General features: G+C 60.8%; 14 protein-coding genes and 1 tRNA gene. 14 read left to right on the forward strand and 1 reads right to left on the reverse strand.

The features are described from left to right. Window positions 1–73: 73 nt before the first annotated feature. Window positions 74–964 (forward strand): RNase adapter RapZ, encoded by an 891-nt coding sequence (rapZ, locus tag Q0106_RS01840; RefSeq protein ID WP_297608098.1) that lies wholly within the window; start codon window positions 74–76, stop codon window positions 962–964. Here the strand turns inward: rapZ and mutY are convergent. After that, entirely contained in the window at window positions 952–2,049 is a 1,098-nt protein-coding gene (mutY, locus tag Q0106_RS01845; RefSeq protein ID WP_366139465.1) for an A/G-specific adenine glycosylase, read from the reverse strand. The genes rapZ and mutY overlap by 13 nt on opposite strands. Before the next feature lie 82 nt (window positions 2,050–2,131). On the opposite strand from mutY, the gene Q0106_RS01850 reads away from it, so the two are divergent. The 13 genes from Q0106_RS01850 (at window position 2,132) to ahpF (ending at window position 14,481) form a co-directional block, all read left to right on the forward strand. Next, window positions 2,132–3,958 carry a tetratricopeptide repeat protein gene (locus Q0106_RS01850; protein WP_297608101.1) on the forward strand — a complete coding sequence of 609 codons (1,827 nt, stop codon included), beginning with the start codon at window positions 2,132–2,134 and terminating at the stop codon, window positions 3,956–3,958. Next, the gene (locus Q0106_RS01855; protein ID WP_297608104.1) at window positions 3,955–4,452 is read left to right on the forward strand and encodes a lipoprotein insertase outer membrane protein LolB; all 498 of its coding nucleotides are present in this window, start codon (window positions 3,955–3,957) and stop codon (window positions 4,450–4,452) included. Before Q0106_RS01850 ends, Q0106_RS01855 begins: the two co-directional genes overlap by 4 nt. Beyond that, complete coding sequence (gene ispE / locus Q0106_RS01860) at window positions 4,452–5,366, forward strand: 4-(cytidine 5'-diphospho)-2-C-methyl-D-erythritol kinase (protein ID WP_297608107.1); 915 nt, start codon at window positions 4,452–4,454, stop codon at window positions 5,364–5,366. Before Q0106_RS01855 ends, ispE begins: the two co-directional genes overlap by 1 nt. Next, window positions 5,357–5,431: transfer RNA gene (locus Q0106_RS01865), tRNA-Gln, on the forward strand. Before ispE ends, Q0106_RS01865 begins: the two co-directional genes overlap by 10 nt. 104 nt (window positions 5,432–5,535) lie before the next feature. Then, on the forward strand, window positions 5,536–6,486 hold the full coding sequence (locus tag Q0106_RS01870; RefSeq protein WP_165697890.1) for a ribose-phosphate pyrophosphokinase: 951 nt from the start codon (window positions 5,536–5,538) through the stop codon (window positions 6,484–6,486). Between the two features lie 81 nt (window positions 6,487–6,567). Beyond that, window positions 6,568–7,203 carry a 50S ribosomal protein L25/general stress protein Ctc gene (locus Q0106_RS01875; RefSeq protein WP_297608110.1) on the forward strand — a complete coding sequence of 212 codons (636 nt, stop codon included), beginning with the start codon at window positions 6,568–6,570 and terminating at the stop codon, window positions 7,201–7,203. 243 nt (window positions 7,204–7,446) lie between these two features. Continuing rightward, window positions 7,447–9,270: a DEAD/DEAH box helicase gene (locus Q0106_RS01880; protein ID WP_297608113.1), complete on the forward strand. Its 1,824-nt coding sequence runs from the start codon at window positions 7,447–7,449 to the stop codon at window positions 9,268–9,270. A 50-nt stretch (window positions 9,271–9,320) separates the two neighbouring features. Beyond that, complete coding sequence (pth, locus tag Q0106_RS01885) at window positions 9,321–9,941, forward strand: aminoacyl-tRNA hydrolase (RefSeq protein ID WP_297608116.1); 621 nt, start codon at window positions 9,321–9,323, stop codon at window positions 9,939–9,941. Window positions 9,942–9,947: 6 nt separating this feature from the next. After that, window positions 9,948–10,454, forward strand: coding sequence for a DUF523 domain-containing protein (locus Q0106_RS01890; RefSeq protein WP_297608119.1), 507 nt, complete (start codon window positions 9,948–9,950; stop codon window positions 10,452–10,454). 75 nt (window positions 10,455–10,529) lie between these two features. Further along, window positions 10,530–11,624 carry a redox-regulated ATPase YchF gene (ychF, locus tag Q0106_RS01895; protein WP_152157296.1) on the forward strand — a complete coding sequence of 365 codons (1,095 nt, stop codon included), beginning with the start codon at window positions 10,530–10,532 and terminating at the stop codon, window positions 11,622–11,624. Window positions 11,625–11,738: 114 nt separating this feature from the next. Then, a complete protein-coding gene (locus Q0106_RS01900; RefSeq protein WP_152157295.1) occupies window positions 11,739–12,104 on the forward strand; it encodes a helix-turn-helix transcriptional regulator in 366 nt (121 codons plus the stop codon). Between the two features lie 115 nt (window positions 12,105–12,219). Continuing rightward, complete coding sequence (gene ahpC, locus Q0106_RS01905) at window positions 12,220–12,783, forward strand: alkyl hydroperoxide reductase subunit C (protein ID WP_297608123.1); 564 nt, start codon at window positions 12,220–12,222, stop codon at window positions 12,781–12,783. Window positions 12,784–12,921: 138 nt separating this feature from the next. Beyond that, complete coding sequence (gene ahpF / locus Q0106_RS01910; protein ID WP_297608126.1) at window positions 12,922–14,481, forward strand: alkyl hydroperoxide reductase subunit F; 1,560 nt, start codon at window positions 12,922–12,924, stop codon at window positions 14,479–14,481. Window positions 14,482–14,488: the final 7 nt, after the last annotated feature.

Here is a 14,488-nt window from a genome sequence, read left to right on the forward strand (position 1 = left end):
AAACCTCCTCTGAGCCGGCCATTCCTGATAAAACGAAGGCGTTCTCTCAACTCCAGAAGCGTGAGGCACCATCATGCAGCTCATCATCGTCACGGGACTCTCCGGCGGCGGCAAGTCGATTGCCGTTCGTCAGCTTGAAGACAGCGGCTTTTACTGCATCGACAACCTTCCGGGCGAATTCCTTCTCCCCGTTGCGAAGAGCCTCGCCGCAAGCGGCACGCGCGCTGCGGCCGTGGCGATCGACGCACGCTCGCACGCGACTTTCGACAAAGCGCTTGAGGCGTTTGAGGAATTGAAGCGCGAAGGATTTGACATGCGCGTGCTTTTTCTCACCGCTTCGAATGAGGAACTCATCCGGCGCTTTTCGGAAACGCGCCGCCGGCATCCTTTAAGCACGCATGCAGAGCATCTCGATCAGGAACTGACGCTTCAGGAAGCCATCCGGCTCGAACGGGCCCTCCTCGCGCCCGTTGCGCAGATCGCGCACGTCATGGACACGAGCCGCCTGCTGCCCTCGCAGCTGCGCCGCTGGGTGCAGCAGTTCATCGGAGCACCGTCCGCCAGGCTGACGCTCACCTTTGAGTCTTTCGGCTATAAGCGCGGTCTTCCCTTCGCATCAGACCTTGTCTTTGACGTGCGGTGCCTGCCGAACCCCTACTACCTGCCGGAACTGAGGCCTCTTACAGGCATGGACAAGCCCGTTGCCGACTATCTCGCCGGACAGCCTCTGGTCGGCGAAATGGTTGCCGACATCGCGTGCTTCATCGAAAAGTGGCTGCCGCATTACACCGCGCAGAACAGGCACTACCTCACGGTATGCATCGGCTGCACGGGCGGCCAGCACCGATCCGTTTATGTTGCAGAAGCGCTCGGCCGGCATTTTGCCAATCGTGCGGGAACGATTGTCCGTCACCGGGCAATCGAAGCCAATACACCTCAGGAAGCAAAGCTTCAGACGGAGTAGCCGGCAACCTGGAGCGCGGCCTTTGCAAGCGTCCGTACGGATGCCGGCATCCCGGGCAATTCATCCCGCCCGGGGAGAAAAGCGCTGTAGCCTTCGGCCTTCAACGTTCCCTCATGAGAAATAAACGCTGCGGCCTGAATGAACAGCCGCTGATGCGTGAGCTCTCGCTGGGAATTCCCCAGGCAAACCGTCTTCCACTCGGCATCAAGGCCAAAATCCGAAGGGAATAACAGCCCCTTCGACTCCTCAGCAGGAATTTCCCGCACGCAGGGTACCCAAAGCCCACGCCAGATTGAGTCGCTGTTCGGGCGCAGCCAAAGTCCTTCAGCAGAAACAGCAAACCCAAGCAGCAGATGCCGCTCTTTTTTCTCGGGAGATTTCTTGGGCTTTGGGAAATCCTCCGGATGAGCATCCGCGGCCCGGCAGAAAGTCCGAACCGGGCACAACGTGCATTTTGGATTCCGTTTACGGCAAATCTGGCTTCCGAGATCCATGAGCCCCTGCGTATAGTCCGCAATCAGGTCGCTTCCGGGCATCAGCGCCTTCGCGCATTGCCGGACCTTTTTTTCAAAGGTCTTTTGACCTATCCGACCGGGAATCATCCGAATCCTTGCACAGACGCGCTTGACGTTGCCGTCAATCATCGGGACCTTCGCCTCATGACTCGTGAAGGCCGCTACGGCCGCTGCCGTTGAAGGGCCAACGCCCGGAAGCGTCAGCAGACTCTTCACGCGTGTCGGAAACTTTCCCCTAAGATTGGTTACGACATGCACTGCAGCGCGCTGCAGATTTCTTGCCCGGGCGTAATAGCCGAGTCCGGCCCAAAGCCGCATGAGCTCATCTTCAGGAGCTTCTGCGAGCGATTCCACCGTCGGGAATCTTTTCAGAAACCTCTCGTAATAAGGGATCACCGTGGCTACCTGCGTCTGCTGCAGCATGACTTCGGATACAAGCCGTTCGTAAGGCGTATCAAAAGCCTGCCACGGCAGCGTGCGTCTGCCGCATGAGCGCTGCCATTCAACAAGCGTGCGGGAAAAGGTCGTCTGTGTCATGAAGGGATCCTGGGGGAATATTGGGGCGCACATTCTCTCATGCAATCCGAAGAAACACCTTGAGACTTTCACGATCGGCGACGCATAAGGTACTGACGCTGCGTCGGCAGATACAATGATCCGACTTAAGCCGGCGCTCCCGGATCCTGCCGGCCACTCCGAAAGAATTACAAAAGGACGCACCATGCCCACGGGCAGATTCAGTTCACTCTCCGCCGCAGTTCTTGCTGCTGCCGCCATGTCTGCAGCGCACGCCATGCCCGGCATGCCGGCAGGACATCCTGCCGTTTCCATGCCCGACCGCACGCTTTTTGAACTCATCGCCGCCGGCGTCGCCATCCATCGCAATGATCCGGACTTTGCCTATGCCGCCTGGATGGATGCAGCGCAAAAAGAGCGCAACCCTGAAATCGCCGAACTCGCCTGGCAGGCGGCTGTAGCCTCCCGGCAGCCAGAAAAAGCGCTCGAAGCTGCCCGACTCTGGCTGCGCCTTGACCCCAAATCCGAAAAAGCCCTTCAGACGATCCTGGCAGATGCAGTTGAACGAAACGATCAGCAGGGAATCCTTGAGACGCTCGCCCGAATGGAAAAAGCACTGTCTCCGGGCGATCAGAAGAAGGGAGACTGGATTGATCGCCTCCTCGACGTGCTCGGCCACACTGCCAAACCGGGAGCAGGTCTTCAAAAACTCAGCGATGCGCTTGCCCCCTATGCCGCCCGCTACCCGAAGCGCGCCGACATCGAGATCGGTTATGCGCAGCTTCTTTCGCGATCGGGAAAAATGGCGCTTGCCTGCACGCGTGCCGAAACTGCCATCCGTCAGGCGCCCGACGATCCTGAACTTTTAGGACGCGCAGCCGACATCTGCTGGCCTGCCGATACGGCAAAGACGCGCGCACTGCTGAATCAGTACCTCAAGCGTCACCCGGACGACAGTCTTGTTCTCCTGATTTCCGGCCGCGTCGAACAGCGTCTCGGCGAACGCGCTCAGGCGCTCGCCACGCTCGACCGCGCCATGAAGAAGGGAACCAGGGATGCCCGCATTGCGCTCAACGCTGGACAGCTTGCCGCGGATCTCAATGACGCCGCCCGAACGGAAAAATTCCTTCTGCGCTATGTGGAGCTTCTGCGCGAGGAAAGCGAAGAGATTGATCTCTCTCGTCTTGAAGTGTGGCTTCAAATGGGCAACGCCGCGCTCATGCAGAAATCGCCCGAACGCGCCGCCGAATATTTCCATGAACTTCAGAGCGGCCCCTTCGCGCTTCAGGCGCGCATCCGCGAGGCGCTGGCTCTCACAGACATGGGCAGGAACGATGAGGCGCTCCTTGTTCTCAGAAAAGCCCGCGAGACGCTCCCTCTGGACGCCGCCGCCCTCTATTCGGCAGAAACAAAGCTTCTTCTCGAACTTAATCGCCGGGATGATGCGGTAAAGCTCATCACGGAAGCCGCAGAAAAGCTCCCGTCAGAACCCGGCATCCTCTATGACGCCGCCATGGTGGAGGAGGAATCCGGGAACACTGCCGCCGCAGAAAAGCACCTCGAAGCGCTCATCAAGCTCAGTCCCAATCATGTCGAAGCGCTCAACGCTCTCGGCTACCTCTGGGCGGACGGCAACCGCAATCTCAGGGAAGCCCGGGAGCTTCTCGAACGCGCCTATAAGGCCGAGCCGCTCAATCCCTTCATTCTGGATTCCATGGGCTGGCTCTGCTACCGGGAAGGACGCCTCAGGGCTGCGGCGGAATTTACGAGCGCCTCCCTCAAGCGGCTCTGGGATGCTGAAGTTTCCGCCCATCTGGTCGAAATCCTCGCACGGGACGGGCGCACCGCCGAAGCGGAAAGAATGCTTGCGGACTATGCGGCCCGCACCAGTGCGGAGGAGGCTAAGACCCTGGCCGACCGACTATCCCTCAAGATGCCATCTCTCCCTGAGACGAAGAAATGATGCAGCGACGCCTCGTCCTTTCCGCCTTTGCCGCAGCGCTTCTTGCTGCCGGATGCGCCGCACCGCTCGCGAATGCGCGAACCTGGAAAGGACGGTTCGCGCTCCGAAGCGCAAAGGAAAACCTCTCCGGTCGCTTTGAACTCACCGATGCCCCGGACCTTCTGAGGCTCGATCTCCTTACGCCGCTTTCGGGCATCCTCGCGCGCATTGAGGAAACTCCTCACGGCGCAGTCTTCATGAAGAGCCTCTCGGATCCGGGAGTCAAGGGCAAAAACCTTGAAGCGCTCATGGAGTCGCTGCTCAGATTCACGCTGCCCGTTCATGACCTTCTCGCCCTCTTGAGAGCGGGGGCGGCAGCCCGGGATCTTTCATCCCGAAACTGGCAGTGCCGCATCCTCTCGAGGCTCCCCGACGGGGCGCCGCAGCGTCTTCGCATCGAGCGCGCCGCACCGGAAGCCCTTCAGGTCACGCTTTTCATTGATGAGGCTCACTGATGACTGCTGTTTCTCAGGCGCCGCGCAGGCTCATCGGGCTTCCGGCACCGGCAAAGCTCAATCTTTTTCTTCATGTCATCGGCCGCCGCGCCGACGGGAAGCACCTTCTCGAATCCATCTTCATACTGATTGATCTCGCCGATGAGCTCGACTTCACGCTCCGCGATGACGGCGCCATCGTTCGTACGGGAGATCTCGAGTGCGAGGCTGAAAAGGACCTCTGCGTCCGCGCCGCTGCCGCCCTCCGGGAAGCCGCAGGGAAGTCCCTGGCGGGCGCGGAAATTCACGTGAAAAAGCACATCCCGGCCGGAGCCGGCATGGGAGGGGGAAGTTCCGACGCCGCAACAACCCTTATTGCGCTCAATCGCCTCTGGGGGCTGGACCTTCCCCGGGAGGAGCTTGCCCGCATAGGCGAAGCGCTCGGCGCCGACATTCCCTTTTTCATCAGAGGGAAAAATGCGTTCGTTGAGGGCATTGGAGAAATCATCACGCCGATGGATGTTCCGCCCGCCGAATACGCTGTCCTCTGGCCCGGACGCGGTGTTTCCACTGCGAAAATTTTCTCTTCCCCTTCCTTGACAAGGGATAGTGAATCCTTGAAAATAGCCATCTTTTCCGACTTACTCCGGAACCGCTGGCCTGAGCTCCCCGGACATAATGACCTGCAGAAAACTGCAGTCGGTCTTGAGCCTGCGATCCTTCAAGCCCTGGACGCGCTTGCGCCCTTCGGCGAAGCCCGCATGACCGGCTCCGGAAGCGCTGTCTTCGCACTGAACAGGACCGGTTCGGCCGACTCTGCATCTCTGATGGAACGCATCCCTGTTGACTGGCGTTTCTTCAGCGTTCGCAGCCTCCCCGAACATCCGCTCTGCGCGTGGACGCGCAGTGCCGAAGAAGAAAGCACAGGGGTGTAGCCAAGCGGTAAGGCACCGGATTTTGATTCCGGCTACCGAAGGTTCGATTCCTTCCACCCCTGCCAGATCCCCGGGATCATCAGAAAACTGATGCCTCGGCGGAGCGCCCTGGCGGACACCCTCGCCAGCCTCAACCCAACCCCAAGTGAGAGCAGAAATCATGGTCCCCATGGTGCCGGAAAGCATGATGGTCTTTGCAGGCAATGCCAATCCCAAGCTTGCCCAGGCCGTCACCGAATATCTCCACATTCCCCTCGGCCGCGCGTCGGTTGCCCGCTTCAGCGACGGTGAGGTCAGCGTTCAGCTGCTGGATACGGTCCGCGGCAAGGACGTCTTCGTTCTGCAGAGCACCTGTGCTCCGACGAACGACAATCTGATGGAGCTGCTGATCATGGTGGATGCGCTCAAGCGCGCTTCTGCCCGCCGCATCACGGCTGCGATTCCCTACTACGGCTATGCCCGTCAGGACCGCCGTCCGCGTTCGGCCCGCGTCGCCATCTCGGCGAAGGTCGTCGCCAACATGCTGCAGTCGGCCGGTGTCGATCACGTCCTGACGATGGACCTGCATGCCGACCAGATTCAGGGCTTCTTCGACATCCCCGTCGACAACATTTACGCCACGCCGGTGCTCCTCGCCGACCTGCACGCCCGTCACCTTGAGAACCCGATCGTGGTCTCTCCCGATGTCGGCGGCGTCGTCCGCGCCCGCGCCATGGCGAAGGCCATCGAATCTGATCTCGCCATCATCGACAAGCGCCGTCCGCGCGCCAATGTCGCTGAGATCATGAACATCATCGGCGACGTGAAGGGCCGCACCTGCATCATTACCGACGACATCGTCGACACTGCCGGCACGCTCTGCAATGCCGCAGGCGCCCTTAAGGAACGCGGCGCGCTCGGCGTTGTGGCCTACATCACGCATCCGGTGCTCTCGGGCGCCGCGATCGACCGCATTACCAATTCCGCTCTGGACGAGCTGGTTGTGACGGATACCATTCCGCTCTCGCCCGCCGCCCAGGCCTGCCCGAAGATCCGCCAGGTCTCCTGCGCGGCCATCATCGGCGAAACCCTCTCGCGCATCGCGCGCGAAGCCTCCGTGAGCAGCCTGTTCGCGGAGTAATGAGCAAAGCGGCGCGGAGTTGGTCGCGATTCCCGCCGCGCTCTTTTTTCTTAATTAATCATCACTCCTGAGGAGTTACCAATGAAAGTCATCGCCACCACGCGCAAGGCGCAAGGTACGGGTGCGAGCCGCCGTCTGCGTCGTGCGGACAAGCTGCCGGGCATCGTCTACGGCGGCAACCAGCCCGCTGCGCCGATCGAGCTCGAACACAATCCGATCTTCTTTGCCCTTCGCAAGGAAAAGTTCCACGCTTCGATCCTGACGATGGAGCTTGACGGCGTCGAGCAGCTCGTTGTTCTGCGCGCCTTCCAGATGCATCCCTACAAGCCGCAGGTCATGCACATCGACTTCCAGCGCATCATGCCGGACGAAGAAGTCACGATGCGCGTGCCGCTGCACTTCTCGGGCGACGAAATCAGCCCGGCCGTCAAGGTCTCGAAGTGCATCATCTCGCACACCGTCTCCTACGTCGAAGTGGCCTGCCTGCCGCGCGATCTTCCGGAATTCATTGAGGTCGACCTCTCGAAGATGGAAGACGGCATGACGCTGCACTCCACCGAGCTCGTGGTCCCGGCCGGCGTTCGCGTTGTCACTGACAGCGTCGTCGCCTCCGTCATCACGCCGGTTGAAGAAGTCGTCACCGCTCCGGCTGCCGACGCCGCTGCTCCGGCTGCTGACGCTGCCGCTGCTGCTCCCGCCGCTGACGCTGCCAAGTAATCCGGCTTTCACAGCCTGATTTACACTTAAGGGCCCGCTCGACAAATTTGCCGGGGCGGGCCTTTATATTTTTCAAAATTCCCGAATGCGGGCAGGCCAGGGGAACTCATCTCTCCCCATTTTTTCTTCCTGCCGCACTTCGCTAAAGACTTTTCTCCTGCTGTCCGCCTCATTCTCCATGACTTTCGAGACCTGATGTGCGAGGCCGTTCAGCGCCATCTCCTACACCGAATCTCAAAAATCATGGCTACATTTGCCGAACTCGGCCTCTCGCCCCAGCTCGTCTCCTCTCTTTCCGCCCTCGGCTTTGAAGAACCCACGCCCATTCAGGAAGCCGCCATTCCGGCAATCCTCAAGGGTTCGGACGTTCTCGGCCAGGCGGCTACCGGCACGGGCAAAACCGCTGCTTTTGCGCTCCCCCTGATCGAGCGCTGGGCGCTCGGACATGAGCCGGGCGAACCCGTCATTCTCGTGCTCACGCCGACCCGCGAGCTCTGCCTCCAGGTCTCCGAATCCTTCCACAGCTACGGCCGAGATGGCGGCATCGTCGTTACGCCCATCTACGGCGGCCAGGAATACGGCCGTCAGATCCGCGCGCTCAAGCGCGGCACGCATGTTGTCGTCGCCACTCCGGGACGCGCACTCGACCACATCAACCGCGGAACGCTTCACCTCGAAAGCATCCAGGCCATCGTGCTTGACGAAGCGGACGAAATGCTCGACCTCGGCTTTGCCGATGAGCTTGACGCCATTTTCGAAGCGCTCCCTGGCCACGTCCAGACGGCGCTCTTCTCCGCCACGCTTCCCCCGCGGATTGCCAAGATTGCCGACGAACACCTTGAGAATCCCGAACGCATTTCCATCGCCCGCGAGGAAACGCCTGAGGGAGAAGCTCCCAGAGTGCCGCAGATCGCCTATGTGGTTCCGCGCAACTACCGCACCGCAGCGCTCGGCCGCATTCTCGACCTGGAAGACCCGGAACTCGCCATCATCTTTGCGCGCACCCGCAACGAAGTCGATGAACTCACCGAAGCGCTGCGCGTGCGCGGCTACAGCGTCGAAGCGCTCCACGGCGGCCTCGATCAGCCTACGCGCGACCGCGTGATGCGCCGCGCCCGCGCCGGGCAGCTCGATGCCATCGTGGCAACCGACGTTGCCGCCCGCGGCATCGACCTCGAAAATCTCACGCACGTCATCAATTTCGGCATTCCGGCTTCCTTCGAAACGTACGTCCACCGCATCGGCCGCACCGGCCGCGCCGGACGCACCGGCACGGCGATCACAATCATCGAGCCGCGCGAACACCGTCAGCTCCGTGCGCTCGAGCGCTTCACGCGTTCAAAGATTGAGATCCGCACGGTGCCCTCGGCTACTGATGTGCAGGCAAAGCGCCTTGAAGTGACGCGCGGCGCCATTGAGGAGCTCCTCACGGAAGGCGACCTCGACCGCTACCGCGTCATTGTCGAGTCGCTCTGCGAAGAGCATGATCCGATGGATGTTGCAGCGGCCGCCGTACGCTATGCCTTTGAAAACGAGGGCGCCGCTGAGGATGAAATGGAAATTCCGGCCTTCGCCGCCCGTGAACGCCGCGAACCGCGCGACGAGGGAGACCGCCGCCGTGGTCCGCGTCAGGATCGCCCGCGCCGCGAACCTTCCGAACCTGAACCCGGCAAGACGCGCCTCTTTATCGGCGCGGGCCGCATGGTCGGCATCCGTCCGGGGGACATCGTCGGCGCCATTGCCAACGAAGCCAATGTGAGCTCGCGCGTGATCGGCGCCATCGACATCTTCGAGCGCTTTACCCTCGCCGATGTGGATTCGGATGTGGCCGACGACGTGATCGAAGCGCTTCAGGGCGTCCGCTTCAAGGGAGCCCCCGTAACGGTGCGCCTCGACAACGGCGGCCGCAGAAGCGATGACGGCAGCCAGAATTACGAACGCCGTCCGCGCGGACGCAATTTCGACGACCGTCCCCGTCAGCCCCGCTATGACGACAGCCGCTGGGCGCCCCGCGGCGACGATCGATACAGCCGTTTTGACGATGATGACCGCGGCCCCCGCCGCTGAGCCTCGTCCGCATACGGCCTTATTCACTTGTTCTGAGATTTTTTGCTGATATGGCAAACACTCCCATTCGTCTCATCGTCGGGCTCGGCAATCCCGGGCCCGAGTATGAGAGAACGCGGCACAACGCCGGATTCCGCTTTCTCGATGCACTCGCCGACAAGAACGGCGGGACCTTCCGCAATGAGCCCAAATTCAAGGGCGAAATTGCGCGGGCGCGCATCGCAGGCGAGGAAGTCTGGCTCCTGAAGCCTCTCACTTTCATGAATAGCTCAGGGGAAAGCGTTTCTGCGGTCGCGAACTACTACAAGATAAAGCCTGAGGAGATCCTCGTCGTTCATGACGAAATGGATCTTCTTCCGGGATGCATGCGCATCAAGCAGGGCGGCGGCAATGCCGGCCACAACGGACTGAAGTCGATTACCCAGCAGCTCGGCACTCCGAACTTCTGGCGCCTGCGTCTCGGCATCGGCCACCCGCGCACGCTCGGACTGGCGCAGCAGGTCTTTGATTTTGTTCTGTCCTCGCCTTCCGCCGAACACGCCGAAGCGATCCGCACCTGCGTCGACGCAGCGCTGCCGACCGCTGAACTTTGGGCCGAAGGCGAAATGGAAAAGGCTCACCGCACCATCGCCAAATACGGGGCGCCCGCGAAGCCTGCGAAAGCGAGCTGAGGCGCCATGAGCGCGATCCCGGTTCTGATCAGCCGGTGCCTTTTGGGCTTCGCCTGCCGCTACGACGGGATGGCGAAGCCCTCCATCCTTCCCCGGCTCGGGGAGCTGCCTGAAATCAACTGGATCCCCGTCTGTCCGGAAGCAGAGGGCGGACTTCCGATTCCGCGGCTTCCCTGCGAGATCGAACCGGGCGCAACCGCTGCCGATGTTCTCGCCGGCAGCGGGCGCGTGCTTACGAAGGAAGGCCGGGACTGCACCCGCGAATACTGCCGCGGCGCACAGCTCGCGCTCCTCAGGGCAGAAGCGACCGGAGCGAAATTCGCGCTTCTCAAAGCCAGGAGCCCTTCATGCGGCACGCGTTCAGTCTATGACGGAACGTTCTCGCGGACGCTGATCCGAGGCCGCGGCATTACGGCAGAGCTCCTCGCCGGCGCGGGCATAACCCTCTTTTCGGAAGATGCGCTTGAGTCTTTCTCCCGAACGCTCTCAAGTGCGCGCCCCGAATCCGATTAACCTTTAGAATGAGTCCCCCTCCGGTACAGCTTCCGGAGCTCGGATGACTCCCACCAGAAAAGAAGAGTAAACACCATGGGTCTGAAATGCGGCATCGTCGGCCTGCCCAACGTCGGCAAGTCCACCATCTTCAACGCGCTTACGAAGGCCGGCATCGCGGCGGAAAACTATCCCTTCTGCACGATCGAACCCAACGTCGGCATTGTTGAGGTTCCCGATCCGCGCCTCAAGAAGCTCGCTGAAATCGATCATCCGCAGCGCATTGTTCCCGCTGCAGTGGAATTCGTCGATATCGCCGGCCTCGTTGCAGGCGCGAGCAAGGGCGAAGGCCTCGGCAACCAGTTCCTTGCCAACATCCGCGAATGCGACGCCATTGCGCACATCGTGCGCTGCTTCAACGACGACAACATCGTTCACGTTGCTGGCGAAGTCAATCCGCTCAACGACATCAGCGTCATCAATACCGAGCTCGCGCTTGCCGACCTCGCTGCTGTTGAAAAAGCGCTCAACCGCTACTCGAAGCAGGCCCGTTCGGGCGGCGACAAGGAAGCGCTCAAGCTCGTGCAGGTTCTCGAAAAGCTCCAGCCCGTGCTCAACGAGGGCCTTCCCGCCCGCTCCGTGCCGCTCACGGACGAAGAGAAGGTCGTCATCCGTCAGCTCTTCCTCCTCACGATGAAGCCGACGATGTACGTCGCCAATGTCGAGGAGCACGGCTTTGAGGGCAATCCGCTGCTTGACGCCGTCAAGGAATATGCCGCCAAGGAAAATGCCCCGGTGGTTGCCGTCTGCGCCAAGACGGAGGCCGACATTGCCGACCTCGACGACGCCGACAAGCAGATGTTCCTCGAGGACATGGGCATGCATGAGCCGGGCCTCGACCGCGTCATCCGCGCCGCCTACGACCTCCTCGGCCTTCAGACCTACTTCACTGCAGGCGTGAAGGAAGTCCGCGCCTGGACCATCCACAAGGGCGACACGGCGCCTCAGGCGGCCGGCGTCATTCACACGGACTTTGAGCGCGGCTTCATCCGCGCCCAGACGATCAGCTTTAACGACTACATCGCCTACAATGGCGAAAAAGGCGCCCAGGAAGCTGGCAAGATGCGTGCGGAAGGCAAGGACTACATCGTCCAGGACGGCGACGTCATGAACTTCCTCTTCAATGTCTAAAGCGCACGAAGCCTCAGCTTTCAGTTACATCTGAAGATAAAAAGCGGCTCCTTTACGGGGCCGTTTTTTTCATCTCCGCTCCACAATGAACGGAGCTTTTCAGCACTCAAACTCATGGCAACGACCTCCACGAAAAAAAGACAGGAAACCGGTGCAAGGCTGCGCGCCGAACGCGTGCGCCTCGGCTACCAGCCCCGTCAGATTGCGCAGCTCCTCGGCGTTCCGCTCGAAGCTTACGAACGCTTCGAATCAGGCGACGCCGACCCCGGCATCTGGCGCATGCCTCGCCTTGCGGCCTGCGGCTTCGATGTGCTCTACATTCTGACTGCCGAACGACATCTCGTCATTGCGGAGGAAAACGAGCTTCTTTCGCGCTTTCGCGAACTCTCCCAGCGCGGCCGGGCCTCCATCTTTACGACGCTCGACGCACTGGAACGGCTCGCTCCCAATATCCGCAAACAGTTCGATCGTTTGCGCTGAGAGTAGCAATTGACGCGCGCTGACAATAGTTTTTACTTTTTAAGTTTGACAAGTCAATAAATTATCGCTACAGTAACAACCATCACGTTCAATTCCACTTTCTAAGGAATTTCAAATGTCTCTTCTTACGACTGAAATCCTCCCGTTTGAAACCGAGGCTTATCACAACGGCGCCTTCAAGAAGGTCACCGATGCCGACCTGAAGGGCCACTGGTCCGTCGTCTTCTTCTATCCGGCCGACTTCACGTTCGTCTGCCCGACGGAACTCGAAGACCTCGCCGAACACTACGAAGAGTTCAAGAAGCTCGGCGTTGAGATCTACTCCGTCTCCACCGATACGCACTTCACGCACAAGGCCTGGCACGAATCCTCCGAAGCCGTCGGCAAGGTGCAGTTCCCGATGCTCGGCGACAAGGCCGGCGTCCTCGCCCGCAACTTCGACGTCATGATTGAGAAGGACGGCCTCGCTGAACGCGGCACGTTCGTCATCAACCCCGCCGGCAAGATCGTTGTCATGGAACACCATGACGGCGGCATCGGCCGTGACGCTGCCGAGCTCCTGCGCAAGGTCGAAGCTGCTCAGTACGTTGAAAAGAACCCCGGCCAGGTCTGCCCGGCCAAGTGGCGTCCCGGCAAGGAAACGCTCACCCCGTCCTTCGATCTCGTGGGCAAGATCTAATCGCTGACTGAAGCGAATAGACAAATTCAGCAGTCCGTTATGCAGGCCTAATTCGCCTCCGGCCGCTGAAGAAAGGCCGCGGCAATGCCGCGGCCTTTTTTAATACCCCTCAGTTTCTGAATTGTCAGAGTCAAAAAAATGCTTGACGCCTCCGCTCTCCAACAGGTCAAGGGCTATCTTGACCGCCTCTCCAATCCGATCACGCTCACCATCGCTCCGGATGGTTCTGCCGAATCCGGCCAGATTCAGTCCCTCCTGAAGGACGTTGCCTCGGTTTCGGGCAAGATCACCCTTGCCACCGAAGACGTGAGCGCCCAGGTTCGCCGCCCGAGCTTCACGGTCAGCCGCACCGGTGAAAAAATGGGCGTGCGCTTTGCCGCGCTCCCGATGGGCCATGAATTCTCGTCCTTTATTCTCGCCATGCTTCAGGCGAGCGGCTATCCGAGCAAGGAGGATCCGGATCTCCTCGAGCGCGTCCGCAGCCTCAAGGGCAAGTACGACTTTGAGATCTACATGTCTCTCTCGTGCCATAACTGCCCCGACGTTGTGCAGGCGCTCAACCTGATGGCGATTCTCAATCCGAACGTTTCCGTCACCGTGATTGACGGCGCGCTCTTCCAGGACGAGGTGAAGGCCCGCCACATCATGGCTGTGCCGACCGTTTACCTGAACGGCGCTCCCTTCATTTCCGGCCGTCATGAGCTCGGCGAGATCGTCGCCAAGCTTGACGAAGGCTTCGTCAAGGCTCAGGCAGAGAAGCTCTCCGCCAAGGCGCCCTTCGACATTCTCGTCGTCGGCGCCGGCCCCGCAGGCGCCACGGCGGCGATCTACGCCGCCCGCAAGGGTCTTCGCACCGGCGTCGTCTGCGAACGTCCGGGCGGACAGGTGAATGAAACCTCTTCCATCGAAAACTTCACGTCCATCCTGATGACGGACGGCGTCGCGCTCGGCAACCGCTTCATGGAGCACGTCAACCATTACGGCGTCGACGTTATGGCCCTTGAGCGCGTCGTGAAGCTCGAAAAAGCCGGCGAATACTGGGAAGTCGAGCTTTCGAGCGGCGCGAAGCTCCAGACCAAGGCCGTCATTGTCTGCTCCGGCGCTCGCTGGCGTCAGCTCGGCGTTCCGGGCGAAAAGGAATACCAGGGACACGGCGTCGCCTACTGCCCGCACTGCGATGGTCCGCTCTTCAAGGGCAAGGACGTCGTCGTTGTGGGCGGCGGCAACTCCGGCGTTGAAGCGGCGATCGACCTCGCTGCGCTCTGCCGCTCCGTCACGCTGCTGCAGCGCGGCGGGAAGCTCACTGCGGACGAAGTGCTCGTGAAGCGCCTCGAATCGACCTCTAACGCAAAGATCATCTACAACCTCGACATTGATAAGCTCGAGGGCGACGGCACGGTGCTCACCGGCGTCACCTACCGCGAGCGCGCCACGGGTGAACTGCGCACGGTTTCGGCCGCCGGCTGCTTCGTGCAGATTGGTCTCGTCCCCAATACGGACTTCCTCAAGGGCACGGTTGAGCTCACCAAGTGGGGCGAAATCGTGGTTGACGCACACGGTGCCGCTTCTGCTGAAGGCATCTTCGCCGGCGGCGACTGCACGGCTGTTCCCTATAAGCAGGTCGTCATTGCGCTTGGCGGCGGCGCCACCGCTGCGCTCGGCGCCTTTGACTGGCTGATCCGTCAGGAAACCAAATAACGCCTCC

This window comes from uncultured Sutterella sp., assembly GCF_937923675.1.
Lineage (GTDB): Bacteria > Pseudomonadota > Gammaproteobacteria > Burkholderiales > Burkholderiaceae_F > Sutterella.